This window comes from Pseudomonas petroselini (assembly GCF_045037875.1).
GTDB classification, from domain to species: domain Bacteria; phylum Pseudomonadota; class Gammaproteobacteria; order Pseudomonadales; family Pseudomonadaceae; genus Aquipseudomonas; species Aquipseudomonas petroselini.
Genome location: NZ_CP173614.1, coordinates 5,637,583 through 5,650,490, shown reverse-complemented (window position 1 = coordinate 5,650,490; position 12,908 = coordinate 5,637,583). Strand labels below are relative to the sequence as shown.

At 59.9% G+C, this 12,908-nt stretch carries 15 protein-coding genes; 11 read left to right on the top strand and 4 right to left on the bottom strand.

All coding sequences use genetic code 11. The features are described 5' to 3' along the window. Positions 1 to 59: 59 nt before the first annotated feature. The gene (locus ACI512_RS26045) at positions 60 to 1,022 is read right to left on the bottom strand and encodes an alpha/beta hydrolase (protein WP_015885105.1); all 963 of its coding nucleotides are present in this window, start codon (positions 1,020 to 1,022) and stop codon (positions 60 to 62) included. A 143-nt stretch (positions 1,023 to 1,165) separates the two neighbouring features. Between ACI512_RS26045 and aroC the strand changes: the two genes are divergently transcribed. From aroC to ACI512_RS26025, 4 genes are all read left to right on the top strand, one after another. Next, the gene (gene aroC / locus ACI512_RS26040) at positions 1,166 to 2,257 is read left to right on the top strand and encodes a chorismate synthase (protein WP_064052765.1); all 1,092 of its coding nucleotides are present in this window, start codon (positions 1,166 to 1,168) and stop codon (positions 2,255 to 2,257) included. An 85-nt stretch (positions 2,258 to 2,342) separates the two neighbouring features. Continuing rightward, positions 2,343 to 3,506 (top strand): MFS transporter, encoded by a 1,164-nt coding sequence (locus tag ACI512_RS26035; RefSeq protein WP_236381086.1) that lies wholly within the window; start codon positions 2,343 to 2,345, stop codon positions 3,504 to 3,506. Continuing rightward, a complete protein-coding gene (locus ACI512_RS26030) occupies positions 3,503 to 4,033 on the top strand; it encodes an acireductone dioxygenase (RefSeq protein ID WP_236381087.1) in 531 nt (176 codons plus the stop codon). The genes ACI512_RS26035 and ACI512_RS26030 overlap by 4 nt, the downstream gene beginning before the upstream one ends. 210 nt (positions 4,034 to 4,243) lie before the next feature. Further along, a complete protein-coding gene (locus ACI512_RS26025) occupies positions 4,244 to 4,513 on the top strand; it encodes a response regulator transcription factor (protein ID WP_015885101.1) in 270 nt (89 codons plus the stop codon). A 58-nt stretch (positions 4,514 to 4,571) separates the two neighbouring features. On the opposite strand, the gene ACI512_RS26020 is transcribed toward ACI512_RS26025, so the two are convergent. After that, positions 4,572 to 4,850 carry a DUF3509 domain-containing protein gene (locus ACI512_RS26020; RefSeq protein WP_003172952.1) on the bottom strand — a complete coding sequence of 93 codons (279 nt, stop codon included), beginning with the start codon at positions 4,848 to 4,850 and terminating at the stop codon, positions 4,572 to 4,574. A 395-nt stretch (positions 4,851 to 5,245) separates the two neighbouring features. On the opposite strand from ACI512_RS26020, the gene ACI512_RS26015 reads away from it, so the two are divergent. The 5 genes from ACI512_RS26015 to ACI512_RS25995 all read left to right on the top strand — a co-directional run bounded on the left by ACI512_RS26015 (position 5,246) and on the right by ACI512_RS25995 (position 10,969). Continuing rightward, the gene (locus ACI512_RS26015; RefSeq protein ID WP_236381088.1) at positions 5,246 to 7,072 is read left to right on the top strand and encodes a long-chain-acyl-CoA synthetase; all 1,827 of its coding nucleotides are present in this window, start codon (positions 5,246 to 5,248) and stop codon (positions 7,070 to 7,072) included. A 113-nt stretch (positions 7,073 to 7,185) separates the two neighbouring features. Further along, positions 7,186 to 7,701, top strand: a complete 516-nt coding sequence (locus ACI512_RS26010; RefSeq protein ID WP_236381089.1) for an ankyrin repeat domain-containing protein — start codon at positions 7,186 to 7,188, stop codon at positions 7,699 to 7,701. Between the two features lie 41 nt (positions 7,702 to 7,742). Then, positions 7,743 to 8,273: a hypothetical protein gene (locus ACI512_RS26005; protein ID WP_236381091.1), complete on the top strand. Its 531-nt coding sequence runs from the start codon at positions 7,743 to 7,745 to the stop codon at positions 8,271 to 8,273. 68 nt (positions 8,274 to 8,341) lie between these two features. Further along, positions 8,342 to 8,533: a PLDc N-terminal domain-containing protein gene (locus ACI512_RS26000; RefSeq protein ID WP_015885097.1), complete on the top strand. Its 192-nt coding sequence runs from the start codon at positions 8,342 to 8,344 to the stop codon at positions 8,531 to 8,533. 348 nt (positions 8,534 to 8,881) lie between these two features. Next, positions 8,882 to 10,969, top strand: coding sequence for an LTA synthase family protein (locus tag ACI512_RS25995; RefSeq protein WP_064052769.1), 2,088 nt, complete (start codon positions 8,882 to 8,884; stop codon positions 10,967 to 10,969). 53 nt (positions 10,970 to 11,022) lie between these two features. Here the strand turns inward: ACI512_RS25995 and ACI512_RS25990 are convergent, their stop codons facing one another. Next, positions 11,023 to 11,175 (bottom strand): DUF3309 family protein, encoded by a 153-nt coding sequence (locus tag ACI512_RS25990; RefSeq protein WP_015885095.1) that lies wholly within the window; start codon positions 11,173 to 11,175, stop codon positions 11,023 to 11,025. Positions 11,176 to 11,503: 328 nt separating this feature from the next. Between ACI512_RS25990 and ACI512_RS25985 the strand changes: the two genes are divergently transcribed. After that, positions 11,504 to 12,319 carry an SDR family oxidoreductase gene (locus tag ACI512_RS25985; protein WP_015885094.1) on the top strand — a complete coding sequence of 272 codons (816 nt, stop codon included), beginning with the start codon at positions 11,504 to 11,506 and terminating at the stop codon, positions 12,317 to 12,319. Between the two features lie 129 nt (positions 12,320 to 12,448). Further along, a complete protein-coding gene (gene csrA / locus ACI512_RS25980; protein ID WP_015885093.1) occupies positions 12,449 to 12,652 on the top strand; it encodes a carbon storage regulator CsrA in 204 nt (67 codons plus the stop codon). Positions 12,653 to 12,654: 2 nt separating this feature from the next. On the opposite strand, the gene ACI512_RS25975 is transcribed toward csrA, so the two are convergent. After that, positions 12,655 to 12,882: a YheU family protein gene (locus ACI512_RS25975; RefSeq protein WP_003236706.1), complete on the bottom strand. Its 228-nt coding sequence runs from the start codon at positions 12,880 to 12,882 to the stop codon at positions 12,655 to 12,657. Positions 12,883 to 12,908 lie beyond the last annotated feature (26 nt).

Below are 12,908 nucleotides of genomic sequence, written 5' to 3'. Positions count from 1 at the left end.
TTTACTGTCGACCCTGGGCTTATCGGCCATTTTTGTCAGGACTGGAGGCAATTTGTCGTTTAACGGGGCTGAAGTCCGTCGATAAAGCGCACCAGGCGACTGCCCAGCTCGGCGGCGAGAGGCAGTTGCGGGTCATTGTAGGAGGCCAATTGTTGCTTTACGTCGTTGGGCACGATGCGCATCACGTGGTTCATGCCTTCGATCACCGTCAACTGGGCGTCGGGCTTGGCTTTTTTCAGCTGCTGGGCGTCGCCGACGCCCACCTGGATGTCGTTGGTGCCCTGGATGATCAGCGCGGGCATACGCAGCTTGGCGAAGGCTGCCGAGGGATCGGCGCGAAACAGGCTGATCAGGTAGGGCTGCACACTGGGTCGGAAAATACCTTCCAGCGGGCCAGGCACATCGGCGTCCACCTGGCCGGCCTTGAGGTGATCGAGGATCTCATTACTGCGCAGCAACAGGGCCGGGGGCAAGTGATCGGCCAGTTGCTGGCGGATCACCTGGTCCACGGGGCGAGCGCTGCCGGACAATGAAATAACGCCTGCGGGATCAAGTTGCGGCGCGGCAAGGGCGGCCACCAGGGCGCCTTCGCTATGGCCCAGCACAATCAGCGGGCCCATGCGTTTGTCGGCCTTGAGCAGTTTGCCCCAGGCCACTGCATCGGACACATAGGCGTCCAGGGTCAGGTTGCGTTCATCCGGCGTGGCGGCCAGGCTCGCGGCCACACCGCGCTTGTCGTAGCGCACGCTGGCGATGTTATGCCGCGCCAGTACCCAGGCCAGGCGCTTAAGGCTGTCGTTGCGCGCGCCGTCGGCGCTGTTGCCATTGCGGTCGGTGGGGCCGGAACCGGCGATGATCAGCACCACCGGCACGGGGGTGTCGGACTGGGGCAGCAACAGCGAGCCAAACAGCTCGCCACTGCCGGTGTCCAGGCTGATGGGCCGTTGCAGCACAACAGGGGAGGCGGCGAAGCCAAGGCTGGAAAACAGAGTGAGGGTCAAAAGCAGAACTCGAAGCATCATCGCGCCATCATGAGGAAGGTGCCGGTTGGACCAAGGTCTACCGGTAAGGTTTCGAGGATGAACTAGTCGGTTAGCCTGCGTATACTGGCCGCCTTAAGTTATTACGGTTGACTTGATTCAACTGATTTCACGGAGCGCCCTGCATGTCCGGCAATACCTTCGGCAAGCTGTTCACTGTCACCACCGCGGGCGAAAGCCATGGCCCGGCGTTGGTCGCCATTGTCGACGGCTGCCCGCCCGGCCTCGAGCTGTCCCTGGAGGACTTGCAGCGTGACCTCGACCGCCGCAAGCCTGGCACCAGCCGCCACACCACCCAACGCCAGGAACCCGACGAAGTCGAAATCCTCTCTGGCGTGTTCGAAGGCCGCACCACCGGTTGCGCCATCGGCCTGCTGATTCGCAACACCGACCAGAAGTCCAAGGACTACTCGGCGATCAAGGACCTGTTCCGCCCGGCTCACGCCGACTACACCTACCACCATAAATACGGTGAGCGCGACTACCGTGGCGGCGGCCGCAGCTCGGCCCGCGAAACGGCCATGCGTGTGGCCGCGGGTGCCATCGCCAAGAAATACCTGGCCACCCAGGGCATCATTATTCGCGGCTACATGAGCCAGTTGGGCCCGATCGAAATCCCGTTCAAGACCTGGGACAGCGTCGAAGACAATGCTTTCTTCAGCCCCGACCCGGACAAAGTACCGGAGCTTGAGGCCTATATGGACCAGCTGCGCCGCGACCAGGATTCCGTCGGTGCCCGAATCACGGTGGTGGCCGAAGGCGTTAAACCCGGCCTGGGCGAGCCTATCTTCGACCGCCTCGACGCTGAACTGGCTCACGCGCTGATGAGCATCAACGCGGTCAAGGGTGTAGAGATCGGCGCCGGCTTTGCCTGCGTGTCCCAGCGCGGCACCGAGCACCGCGATGAGCTGACCCCGGAAGGTTTTCTCAGCAACAACGCAGGCGGCATCCTCGGCGGTATTTCCTCCGGCCAGCCGATCGTGGCGCACCTCGCGCTCAAGGCGACTTCCAGCATCACCACGCCGGGCCGTTCGATCGATGTGCACGGCAACCCGGTGGACGTGATCACCAAGGGCCGCCACGACCCGTGCGTCGGCATCCGTGCCACGCCGATTGCCGAAGCAATGATGGCCATCGTGCTGATGGACCACCTGCTGCGCAACCGTGGGCAAAACGCCGATGTACGCGTGAGTACGCCGGTATTGGGCCAGCTGTGACAGCCTGTCGTGGCAGGCGCGCTTGCTGTCGTTGTAGTGAGCGAGCTTGCTCGCGCTGGGCTGCGAAGCAGCCCCAAAAATCGACATGACGCCCCCACTTCCCTACTGGCGCCTCTCCAGCTTCTACCTCTTCTACTTCGCCCTCCTCGGGGCGACCGCGCCTTTCCTGGCGCTGTACTTCGATCACCTGGGGTTCTCCAGCGCGCGCATCGGCGAGCTGGTGGCCATCCCCATGCTAATGCGCTGCGTGGCGCCCAACCTGTGGGGCTGGCTGGGCGACTACACCGGTCGGCGCCTGGCGATCGTACGCTTTGGCGCGGTGTGCACCCTGGCAAGTTTTTCGCTGATCTTCATCAGCCACACCTACGCCTGGCTGGCCCTGGTGATGGCTTTGCATGCGTTCTTCTGGCATGCGGTGTTGCCGCAGTTTGAAGTGATCACCCTCGCGCACCTGCAAAAACAGACCTCCCGCTACAGCCAGGTCCGCCTGTGGGGCTCCATCGGTTTCATCCTCACCGTGGTTATCATGGGTCGCCTGTTCGATTGGCTGAGCCTGGACATCTACCCGGTCGTCGTCGTGGTGATCATGGCCGGCATCATTGGCGCCAGCCTGTGGGTGCCGAATGCGCAGCCCACCACCCACGGCAATCGCCCGGCTGGCGATGGCTTCCTGAAACAATTGCGCAGCCCTGGCGTGCTGGCGTTTTATGCCTGTGTGGCGTTGATGCAAATGAGCCATGGCCCGTATTACACCTTCCTGACCCTGCACCTCGAACACCTGGGCTACACCCGTGGCGTAATCGGCCTGCTGTGGGCCTTGGGCGTGGTGGCGGAAGTGCTAATGTTCCTGGCGATGAGCCGCATCCTCTCGCGCTTTTCGGTGCGCCGGGTGCTGCTGGCCAGTTTCCTGTTGGCGGCGCTGCGTTGGTTGCTGTTGGGCTCGTTTGCCGAGTTTTTCTGGGTGCTGTTAGTGGCGCAGGTGATGCACGCCGCCACTTTCGGCAGTTTCCATGCCGCGGCGATTGCCTTCGTGCAACGCAGTTTTGGCGATAAGCAACAAGGCCAGGGCCAGGCGTTGTACGCCGCCTTGGCGGGTACCGGCGGTGCGCTGGGTGCCCTTTATTCCGGTTACAGCTGGAACCTGTTGGGGCCGACCCTGACCTTCAGCATCGCCAGCGTCGCGGCCCTGGCCGCTGCCGCTATCATCGGTCTTCGATTGCAAGAGCAGAATCAAGGAACCCTTCAATGAGCTATGTCGCCGTTTACTCCGCCGCTTCACCGGACACGCCGAACAAGGTCCTGACCCATTTTGACGATATCGCCGCGACCCTGGCGGAGCACGGCGTGCGCTTTGAACGCTGGCAGCCGAGCCCGATAGGGCAAGGGGCCAGTGACGCTGAAATGATTGCGGCGTACCAGATGCACATTGATGCCCTTGGCTACGAGGCTATTGAGGTGGTACGCGTGACCGGCGATCACCCGCAGAAGGCTGAACTGCGTGCGCAGTTTCTTGAAGAGCGCTGCTACAGCGAAGATGAGGTGCGTTTTTTCATCGCGGGGCAGGGTTTGTTTTCCCTGCACATTGGCGACTACGTGTACGCCGTGCGCTGTGAGAAAAATGACCTGTTGGTGATCCCGGCCGGTATCAAGCACTGGTTCGATATGGGCGAGAACCCGCATTGTGTTGCCTTGCGGTGTTTCAATACCGCACAAGGGCAGGTGCCCCTATTGACGGGCGACACTATCGCCCGGCACTTCCCTGGCTTAGACGACTAACCGAGATTTATCAGAAACTACAATCCCTATAGGTTGGAAGTTTCTGTGGGAAGAAACTTAAACTTCTGTAAGGCTCGGCTGTTTATTCTGGGCCCTGCGCCTTAATACCACTCGTTATGTAACTCTCTCCGGCATCAACGTTTATGTCGCCTGTCAATAGGAGGAATCCGAATGTGGCGCGGCAGAGACAGAAAATAAGGAGAGGATTGAATGAGCGCCCCAACGGAATTATTGATACCACCGTATACGGTGCCCAATGCGGTCAGACGACGTCTGAACCTGGCGGGAAAACCGCTGACCCCGGCGGAGTTAGAGATCCTGCGCTGGGCCTCGGAAGGCAAGACCGTCTGGGAGATCAGCCAGATTCGCACCACGTCCGAAGCCACGGTGAAATTTCACCTGCGCAATATCTACGGCAAGCTGGAAGTCAGTAACCGTGTGCAGGCGATGAACGAAGCGGCGCGTCAGGGACTTTGCTGAAGGCAAAAAAAGGGCCGCGACACTCAACGGTGTCACGGCCCTTTTTACTGCCTGGTGTTTAAGCCGAATGATAAGTCGGCAGGGCAAAGCGGTTCTGGCTTTGCAGCATGGAAATCTGCGGCAGCTCGCTGGCTTGTTCCGCCAGGTCCCGGCGAATGGCGCTGATCACCCAGGTCAGCTGATCGGCAGTGTGCAACTGCTGATAGGAAATCGAACGCTTGACCTGTTTACCTTCGCTGTTGCGCAGCGTCAGCAGGATACCGCCGTCTGGGCGAGGCTGGGTGGTGACGTCGTAGTTGGAGAATACTGAAGCGAATTTATCTTGGATCAGGCTCATGTCTATCAGCTCCGTTGGCTCAAGTTGGCAAGCATGGAGTGATAGGTGCAGTGATTGTGCCATCTAGCGGTTAGCTAAAATATCTTTATAAAACAATCACTTAAAAAAATAACAAATTTTCGATTTCGTGCAATTTGCATGAATGGCCATCATGCATCCTGCATTTTGCGTGGCTCAGCCGGGTTGAGCGGGCGCGCCTCATTCTTAAATGACTGCGCCAGCACCGCGAAATTCCTTTTATCAGCGGTCGCCCCTTGGGATACAAAACTTTTCAAATCCCGCGTGTACAGCCGAAGAAAGGCTGACGTATTTTCCTGCAAGGCACTCGGTCTCTCGCCTATGGGCGCACGGGTGTTACAGGATCATTCGAAGAATAAGAAAAAGGACGTTCCTCCATGAGCCACTCGCAAAATGACATGATCACCTGGCGCATGATGTTGCGTAAGGTGCCCGCGATTGTGCGTGCCCTGCCGCGCGTGGTGCGAGGGATGCGTGCTGCCAATGTCACCGACCCCGAGCAGCCCTGCGGACTGGGCTGGCACTTCGAACAAGCCACCCTGCGTAACCCGCAGGGAACCGCCTTGCTGTATGGCGACCGTGTGATCAGTTACACCGAAGCCAACCAGCACGCCAATCGCATCGCCCGCCACCTGCAAGAAAAAGGCATCAGCAAGGGCGATGTGGTGGCGATGTTTATTGAAAACCGTCCCGAATTATTGTTGAGCGTGCTGGCCGTGGCCAAGCTGGGCGGTGTCTGCGCCATGCTCAATACCGCGCAAACCCACGGGGCGCTGGTGCACAGCCTGACGCTGGTGAGCCCGGCGGCGATTGTGGTGGGGGCGGAATTGGTGGCCGCCTATGAGGCGGTGCGCGATCAAGTGGCGATCCCTGCGCAGCGCAGCTGGTTCGTCGCCGAGCAGCAGGGCGCGGCGGTGCCCGAGGGGTACAGCGACCTGATGGCCGCCAGCGCTGAATGTCCGGTGGAGAACCTCGCCAGCGCAGCGCAGATCTTCTTTAACGATCCCTGCTTCTATATCTACACTTCCGGCACGACGGGATTGCCCAAGGCCGGCATCATGAAACATGGCCGCTGGACCAAGACCGCCATCAGCTTCGGCCGCATCGCCCTGGACATGGGGCCGGACGACGTCCTCTATTGCACCTTGCCGCTCTACCATGCCACCGGCCTATGCGTGTGCTGGGGCTCGGCAGTGGTCGGGGCGTCGGGCTTCGCCATTCGGCGTAAATTCAGTGCCAGCCAGTTCTGGGGCGATGTCCGCAGATTCGAGGCGACCACCCTCGGTTATGTCGGCGAGTTGTGCCGGTACTTGCTCGATCAGCCAGCCAGCGAAAACGACCGTGATCACCGCGCGACCAAGATGGTCGGCAATGGCTTGCGTCCTGGCGTGTGGGCGCAGTTCAAGGCGCGTTATGGCGTCGAGCATGTGTGCGAGTTGTATGCCGCCAGCGACGGCAATATCGGCTTCACCAACGTATTGAATTTTGACAACACCGTCGGCTTTTGCCTGCAGCACTGGGCGCTGGTGGACTACGGCCACGACACCGGTGAGCCGCTGCGTGGCAGCGATGGTTTCATGCATAAAGTAAAGAAGGGCGGGCAGGGGCTGTTGTTGGCGAGAATCGATGAAAAATCCCCTTATGACGGCTACACCGACCCGGAAAAAAACCGCAAGGTGATCCTCACTGACGTGTTTGAGAAGGGCGACCGCTATTTCAACACCGGCGATCTGGTGCGCAGTATTGGCTTCGGCCACGCGCAATTTGTCGACCGCTTGGGGGATACCTACCGCTGGAAGGGCGAAAACGTCTCCACCACCGAAGTGGAAAACGTCCTGTTGCAGCACCCGCAGATCGCCGAAGCAGTGGCCTATGGGGTGGAAATCGAAAACACCAACGGTCGCGCCGGGATGGTTGCCATCACCCCGAGCGAATCCCTGGCCGCGCTGGACATGCGTGAGTTGCTGCAATTTGCCCACGGTCAGTTGCCGCACTACGCGGTGCCGCTGTTTCTGCGGATCAAGGTGAAGATGGAAACCACGGGGACCTTCAAGTACCAGAAGGTGCGGCTCAAGGAGGAAGCGTTCGACCCGGACAAGGCGGGCAATGATCCGGTCTACGCCTGGCTGCCGGGGTCGGACTGCTACGTGCCAGTGACCGGCCAGTTGTTGGCGCAGATTCAGGGTGGGCACTTTCGTTATTAAAGGCAGCGCTATTGAATATGCCTATGGGGGCTTTTGACAAAAAAGCCATGACAGGTGGGAACTCCATCGCGACACTGGGCGCCTATAAAGGACCACACACGGAGCCGTCCCACATGTCAGACCACGCCAAACAGATGACCGACGACGAAGCCGCAGAATTTGCCGAGCAGGTGTTTGACGTTGCCCGCAAAGGCGACGCCGCCATGCTCGCCGCGTTGCTGGCCAAAGGCTTGCCGGCCAACTTTCGTAACCACAATGGCGACACCTTGCTGATGCTCGCGGCCTACCACGGCCATGCCGAGGCGGTAAAAGTGCTGCTGGAATTCAAGGCCGATCCGCTGATCGCCAATGACAAGAACCAATTGCCGATCGCCGGTGCGGCGTTCAAGGGCAATCTGCCAGTGGTCAAGGCGCTGATCGAAGGCGGTACACCGGTCGAGGCGGCCTCTTCCGATGGCCGTACCGCATTGATGATGGCAGCGATGTTCAATCGCGTTGAAATGGTCGACTACCTGCTCGGCCAGGGCGCCAACCCCAAGGCCACCGATGCCCAGGGCGCGACGGCATTGGCCGCCGCGCAAACCATGGGCGCGGTGGATACGGCGGCGCAATTGCAAAAACTGGTGTAGGCTTTGCGCCCTCGAAAACCAGCCCGCTACAGGATCACCCCATGAAAGCCGCCCTCGTCGAACTTATCAGCAACATCAGCGCCGGCGTCATGGGCAAGGACGAGGTGGCGCGTATCGCCGATGAAGCGGCGCAGGCCTACGCGGACCCGGTGGCGTTTCTGGCGGCCAACCCGGATATCAACTACGACGACACATTCCCCATTCCGTTGGGGGAGTGGGTCGTGGTTGGCAGCCTGCCGGACACCGTGGTGTTCCAGGCCGACACCTACGGTGACCTGTTCGCGCAGATCGTCGCGTCGTTCGGCCCAGGCGTGGCGTTCAATCTCACGCCCAAGCAACTGGCCAAGACCGAAGCCCTGACGGCCCTGAACCGTATCCAGATCCAGATGAGCGCGCTCAGCCCGGAAGACGGCGGCTATGTGCTGCTCAACTTCAGCCAACCGTTGGATGACGAGATCCAGGCCGTGTTGGTCTACGGTAACGACCTGCCGCGCGTGCTCGAGCTGTGTGCCGAAGTCGGCATCAAGGCCGAACCCTCCCTGGAAGCGCTGAAAGTTGCCGTCCACGTCTGAAATAAAACGGAACCCCGGCCAGGGCTGGCTATCCTAAAGGTGCATGCCCTCACTTTAGGAGCAACACCATGGGTTCCACTTTTAATGGCTTGATCGGGCTGATCATCCTGGCGCTGGATATCTGGGCGATCATCAACGTATTCAAAAGCGGCGCGAGCACGGGCGCCAAGGTGCTGTGGATCCTGTTGATCCTCCTGCTGCCGGTGCTGGGCCTGATCATCTGGGCGATCGCCGGGCCACGGGGAAATGTGCGGCTCTAGAGTGAGCACAATCCATGCAGGAGCGGGCTCGCTGTGATGACCGCTCTTGTTGTGGTGAGCGGGCTTGCCCCGCGCTGGGCTGCGAAGCAGCCCCATCCGATCTCCGGTGAACCCTCTCACCACACCCCTGAGATTTGTGTATCGAAATATTCGCTGCACACAATTTTCACATCTTATCCAAGACAATTCGCCGGTTGAATCTCCCTGCCAAGGCCCTGCCTCAAGGTGTCTTAAACGCGGGACGGCGCTGCTCGTTCAGTAATTAATAGCCTTGCTGTGATTGATCGGGCACCATTCGCGCCACTGCACCACTTCGTCACTTAAACTTCCAATGGGTCCTGAAACGACATGGCAAACCCGGACGCCCTGAGTCAGCAGCGAGCTTCTAATCGCCTGCTGCAACCGACCGTCAAATCCCATCTGGCATACACGCTGCTCTGCGCACTGGTCATGATGGTGATGTTCTCCCTGTTGCGCCTGGCGCTGCTGGTCTACAACCGCGAGATGATCCTCGATACGCCGGCCTCGACCTTCCTTGAAGCGTTCGCCAACGGCCTGCGCCTGGACCTGCGTCTGGTGGTGTACCTGATCATTCCGTTGCTGCTGGCACTGTTCAGCGTACGGGCAATGGCAGCCCGCGGGTTCTTTCGTTTCTGGCTGACCGTGGCGTCCAGCATCGCCCTGTTCCTGGGCCTGATGGAAATGGACTTCTACCGCGAGTTCCACCAGCGCCTCAACGGCCTGGTCTTCCAGTACGTGAAGGAAGACCCGAAAACCGTGATGAGCATGCTCTGGTACGGTTTCCCGGTGGTGCGCTACCTGCTGGCCTGGGCCGTGGGCACGCTGATCCTCAGCATGGCGTTCAAAGGTGCCGACCGTGCGACACGCCCGCGCGGCCCCTTCAGCGGTGGCAGCATCGGCACCCGCCAGGTCGCGCCGTGGTACTCGCGCATCGCGGTGTTCGTGGTCTGCCTGCTGATCGCCGTGGTCGCCGCCCGTGGCACCCTGCGCCAGGGCCCGCCGCTGCGTTGGGGTGACGTGTACACCACCGACTCGAACTTCGCCAACCAGTTGGGCCTCAATGGCACGCTGTCGCTGATCGGCGCGGCCAAGGCCCGCTTCTCGGAACATCGGGATAACACCTGGAAAGCCACGCTGGAGCAGCCGCTGGCAACCCAGACCGTGCGCGACATGCTGGTGCTGCCGACGGAAAAACTGGTGGATACCGACACCGCCGCCGTGCGCCGCGAGTTCACGCCACCGGCCGAGAAAACCCTGCCGATCAAAAACGTCGTGGTGATCCTGATGGAAAGCTTCGCCGGTCACTCGGTGGGGGCGCTGGGTCGTCCGGGCAATATCACGCCGTACTTCGACAAACTGTCCAAGGAAGGCCTGCTGTTCGACCGCTTCTTCTCCAACGGCACCCATACCCACCAAGGTATGTTCGCGACCATGGCGTGCTTCCCGAACCTGCCGGCCTTCGAATACCTGATGCAGACCCCGGAAGGCAGCCACAAGCTGTCGGGCCTGCCGCAGTTGCTCAGCGCACGCAAGTTTGACGACGTGTATGTCTACAACGGTGACTTCGCCTGGGACAACCAGTCGGGCTTCTTCAGCAACCAGGGCATGACCAATTTCATCGGTCGCAACGACTTTGTCGACCCGGTGTTCTCTGACCCTACCTGGGGCGTGTCCGATCAGGACATGTTCAACCGTGGCCTGGAAGAGTTGAAAGCCCGTGAAGGTGGCAAGCCGTTCTACGCGTTGCTGCAAACCCTGTCCAACCACACGCCGTACGCCTTGCCGACCCCGTTGCCGGTGGATAAAGTCACTGGCCGTGGCAGCCTCGACGAGCATTTGACCGCGATGCGCTACTCCGACTGGGCCCTGGGTCAGTTCTTTGAGAAAGCCCGCAAAGAGCCGTATTTCAAGGAAACCCTGTTCGTGATCGTCGGCGACCACGGCTTTGGCAACGAACAACAAATCACCGAAATGGACCTGGGCCGCTTCAACGTGCCGATGCTCATGATCGCGCCGGGCATGCAGGAGAAGTTCGGCGAGCGCAACCATACCGTCGGTACTCAGATCGACATCGTGCCGACCATCATGGGGCGCCTGGGCGGCGAGACCCTGCACCAGTGCTGGGGCCGCGACCTGTTGAACCTGCCGGAAGGCGATAAAGGTTTCGGCGTGATCAAGCCATCGGGCAGCGACCAGACCGTGGCATTGCTCACCGGCGACCGTGTGCTGGTACTGCCCAAGGAAATGCCACCGAAGCTGTGGGAATACGAACTGGGCGCCAACCCGACCGGTAAAGTGATTGCTGAATCGCCGGACGAGGCGGCGCTGAGGCAGAAACTCGAGTCGTTCCTGCAGACGGCTACCAAGAGCCTGTTGGATAACACCGCCGGTGTGGTAGACGGCAAGCCGGATTAATTAACCGGCAATAAAAAAGAGGCCTTTAAAAGGCCTCTTTTTTTTGCCCGGCGTTATATCCGACCGAGCAACAACAGCACCAGCAGGACCACCAGTACCACACCCAGGATACCCGACGGGCCATAACCCCAGTTACGCGAGTGAGGGAACACTGGCAGACCACCGACCAGCAGGAGGATCAAGATAATGATCAGAATGAGGCTCATGGTTTTTTTCCTTATTGGCCTTCTGCAAAGACCGGTTATTTAACGATAGGCCCGCAGTTTATTAACGAACGCCTTAACAACTCCGACTGGTGTCCATGGTGGAAAATTCAGTATTTTTTTAAAGCATTTCGCACACTTGCTTATTTCTTTTAATGCGTTCGCAACTGCGCTGCATTAGTTGAAAAATATTGAACTTAGGCTATACGCAACCCTCCGACCCAGCCGCTGGTTTGCCAGGGGCATTCATCAATCTGATGGTGGGTGGGTGCTGGAAAAACCTTCGCTACACTGCCGGTCACTTCTTCCGTGAACCACAAGGCTACTTTCTATGCAAAATCGCATGATGATCACTGGCGCCGGGTCCGGCCTGGGTCGTGAAATCGCGCTGCGTTGGGCCCGCGAGGGTTGGCAGTTGGCCTTGTCGGATGTCAGCGAGCCGGGCCTGCAGGAAACCCTCAAATTGGTGCGTGAAGCCGGGGGGGATGGCTTCGTCCAGCGTTGCGACGTGCGCGACTACAGCCAGCTCACTGCATTCGCCCAAGCCTGCGAGGTAAAGCTCGGCGGGGTTGATGTGATCGTCAACAATGCCGGCGTCGCCTCGGGAGGCTTCTTTGCCGAACTGTCCCTGGAGGACTGGGACTGGCAGATCGCAATCAACCTGATGGGTGTGGTCAAGGGGTGCAAGGCGTTCCTGCCGCTGCTGGAAAAGAGCAAGGGCCGTATCATCAACATCGCGTCCATGGCCGCGCTGATGCAGGGTCCGGCGATGAGCAACTACAACGTGGCCAAGGCTGGCGTGGTAGCGCTGTCGGAAAGCCTGCTGGTGGAACTCAAGCAACAGGAGGTCGGCGTGCATGTGGTCTGCCCATCGTTCTTCCAGACCAACCTGCTCGACTCGTTCCGTGGACCGACCCCTGCGATGAAGGCCCAAGTGGGCAAGCTGCTGGAGAGTTCGCCGATCTCGGCGGCGGATATCGCCGATTACATCTATCAACGCGTCGCGGCGGGTGAGTTCATGATCCTGCCCCACGAACAGGGGCGCATGGCCTGGGCGTTGAAGCAGAAGAACCCGCAGTTGCTCTATGACGAAATGACCAGCATGGCCGACAAGATGCGCGCCAAGGCTCAGGCTGCCAAGGCCTGAGCCGGTAGCGGTCTGTCAGGCAATTTACCTGCGTATGTAGGGCCTGCCTGATTTCGTCGCAAGCCATTGATGCTCCGACACCGAGCGCGCATGGTCGAGGTCCTTTCATTGCTAATAAGGACATCCGCCATGCTGGTCTTAAGCCGCGCCGTAGGCGAAGTCATCTCTATCGGTGATGACATCGCCGTACACATTCTTGAATTGAACGGCAGCCAAGTGAAATTCGGTGTGGAGGCGCCGAACGGGGTGCATGTACATCGTGCCGAGGTCTACCAGAAGATCCGCGATCGGCTGGGCGCCACGACCCATCCAGTGCCGGTGCCCAATCTCTGATCTCAGTCGAACAGATGCTTGGGCACGTCGTGCTTGAGCATCAACTGGCACTGCTCGCTGTCCGGGTCGAACACGATCAGCGCCTGCCCCTTGGTGAGCGCCTGGCGTACGCGCAGCACGCGGGTCTCCAGGGGCGTGTCGTCACCATTGTCGGTGCCGTCACGGGTGACGAAGTCTTCGATCAGGCGCGTCAGCGTGTCGACTTCAAGTGCATCGTAGGGAATCAGCATACAAGCCTCGGGTGATGGATCCCGGC

Coding starts and splice junctions, on each gene's coding strand:
- ACI512_RS26025 (WP_015885101.1), top strand. CDS start 4,244: ATGAGCGCCCCAACGGAATTATTGATACCACCGTATACGGTGCCCAAT.
- ACI512_RS26010 (WP_236381089.1), top strand. CDS start 7,186: ATGTCAGACCACGCCAAACAGATGACCGACGACGAAGCCGCAGAATTT.
- ACI512_RS26030 (WP_236381087.1), top strand. CDS start 3,503: ATGAGCTATGTCGCCGTTTACTCCGCCGCTTCACCGGACACGCCGAAC.
- ACI512_RS25975 (WP_003236706.1), bottom strand. CDS start 12,882: ATGCTGATTCCCTACGATGCACTTGAAGTCGACACGCTGACGCGCCTG.
- ACI512_RS26035 (WP_236381086.1), top strand. CDS start 2,343: ATGACGCCCCCACTTCCCTACTGGCGCCTCTCCAGCTTCTACCTCTTC.
- ACI512_RS26000 (WP_015885097.1), top strand. CDS start 8,342: ATGGGTTCCACTTTTAATGGCTTGATCGGGCTGATCATCCTGGCGCTG.
- ACI512_RS25990 (WP_015885095.1), bottom strand. CDS start 11,175: ATGAGCCTCATTCTGATCATTATCTTGATCCTCCTGCTGGTCGGTGGT.
- ACI512_RS25985 (WP_015885094.1), top strand. CDS start 11,504: ATGCAAAATCGCATGATGATCACTGGCGCCGGGTCCGGCCTGGGTCGT.
- aroC (WP_064052765.1), top strand. CDS start 1,166: ATGTCCGGCAATACCTTCGGCAAGCTGTTCACTGTCACCACCGCGGGC.
- ACI512_RS25995 (WP_064052769.1), top strand. CDS start 8,882: ATGGCAAACCCGGACGCCCTGAGTCAGCAGCGAGCTTCTAATCGCCTG.
- ACI512_RS26020 (WP_003172952.1), bottom strand. CDS start 4,850: ATGAGCCTGATCCAAGATAAATTCGCTTCAGTATTCTCCAACTACGAC.
- csrA (WP_015885093.1), top strand. CDS start 12,449: ATGCTGGTCTTAAGCCGCGCCGTAGGCGAAGTCATCTCTATCGGTGAT.
- ACI512_RS26045 (WP_015885105.1), bottom strand. CDS start 1,022: ATGATGCTTCGAGTTCTGCTTTTGACCCTCACTCTGTTTTCCAGCCTT.
- ACI512_RS26015 (WP_236381088.1), top strand. CDS start 5,246: ATGAGCCACTCGCAAAATGACATGATCACCTGGCGCATGATGTTGCGT.
- ACI512_RS26005 (WP_236381091.1), top strand. CDS start 7,743: ATGAAAGCCGCCCTCGTCGAACTTATCAGCAACATCAGCGCCGGCGTC.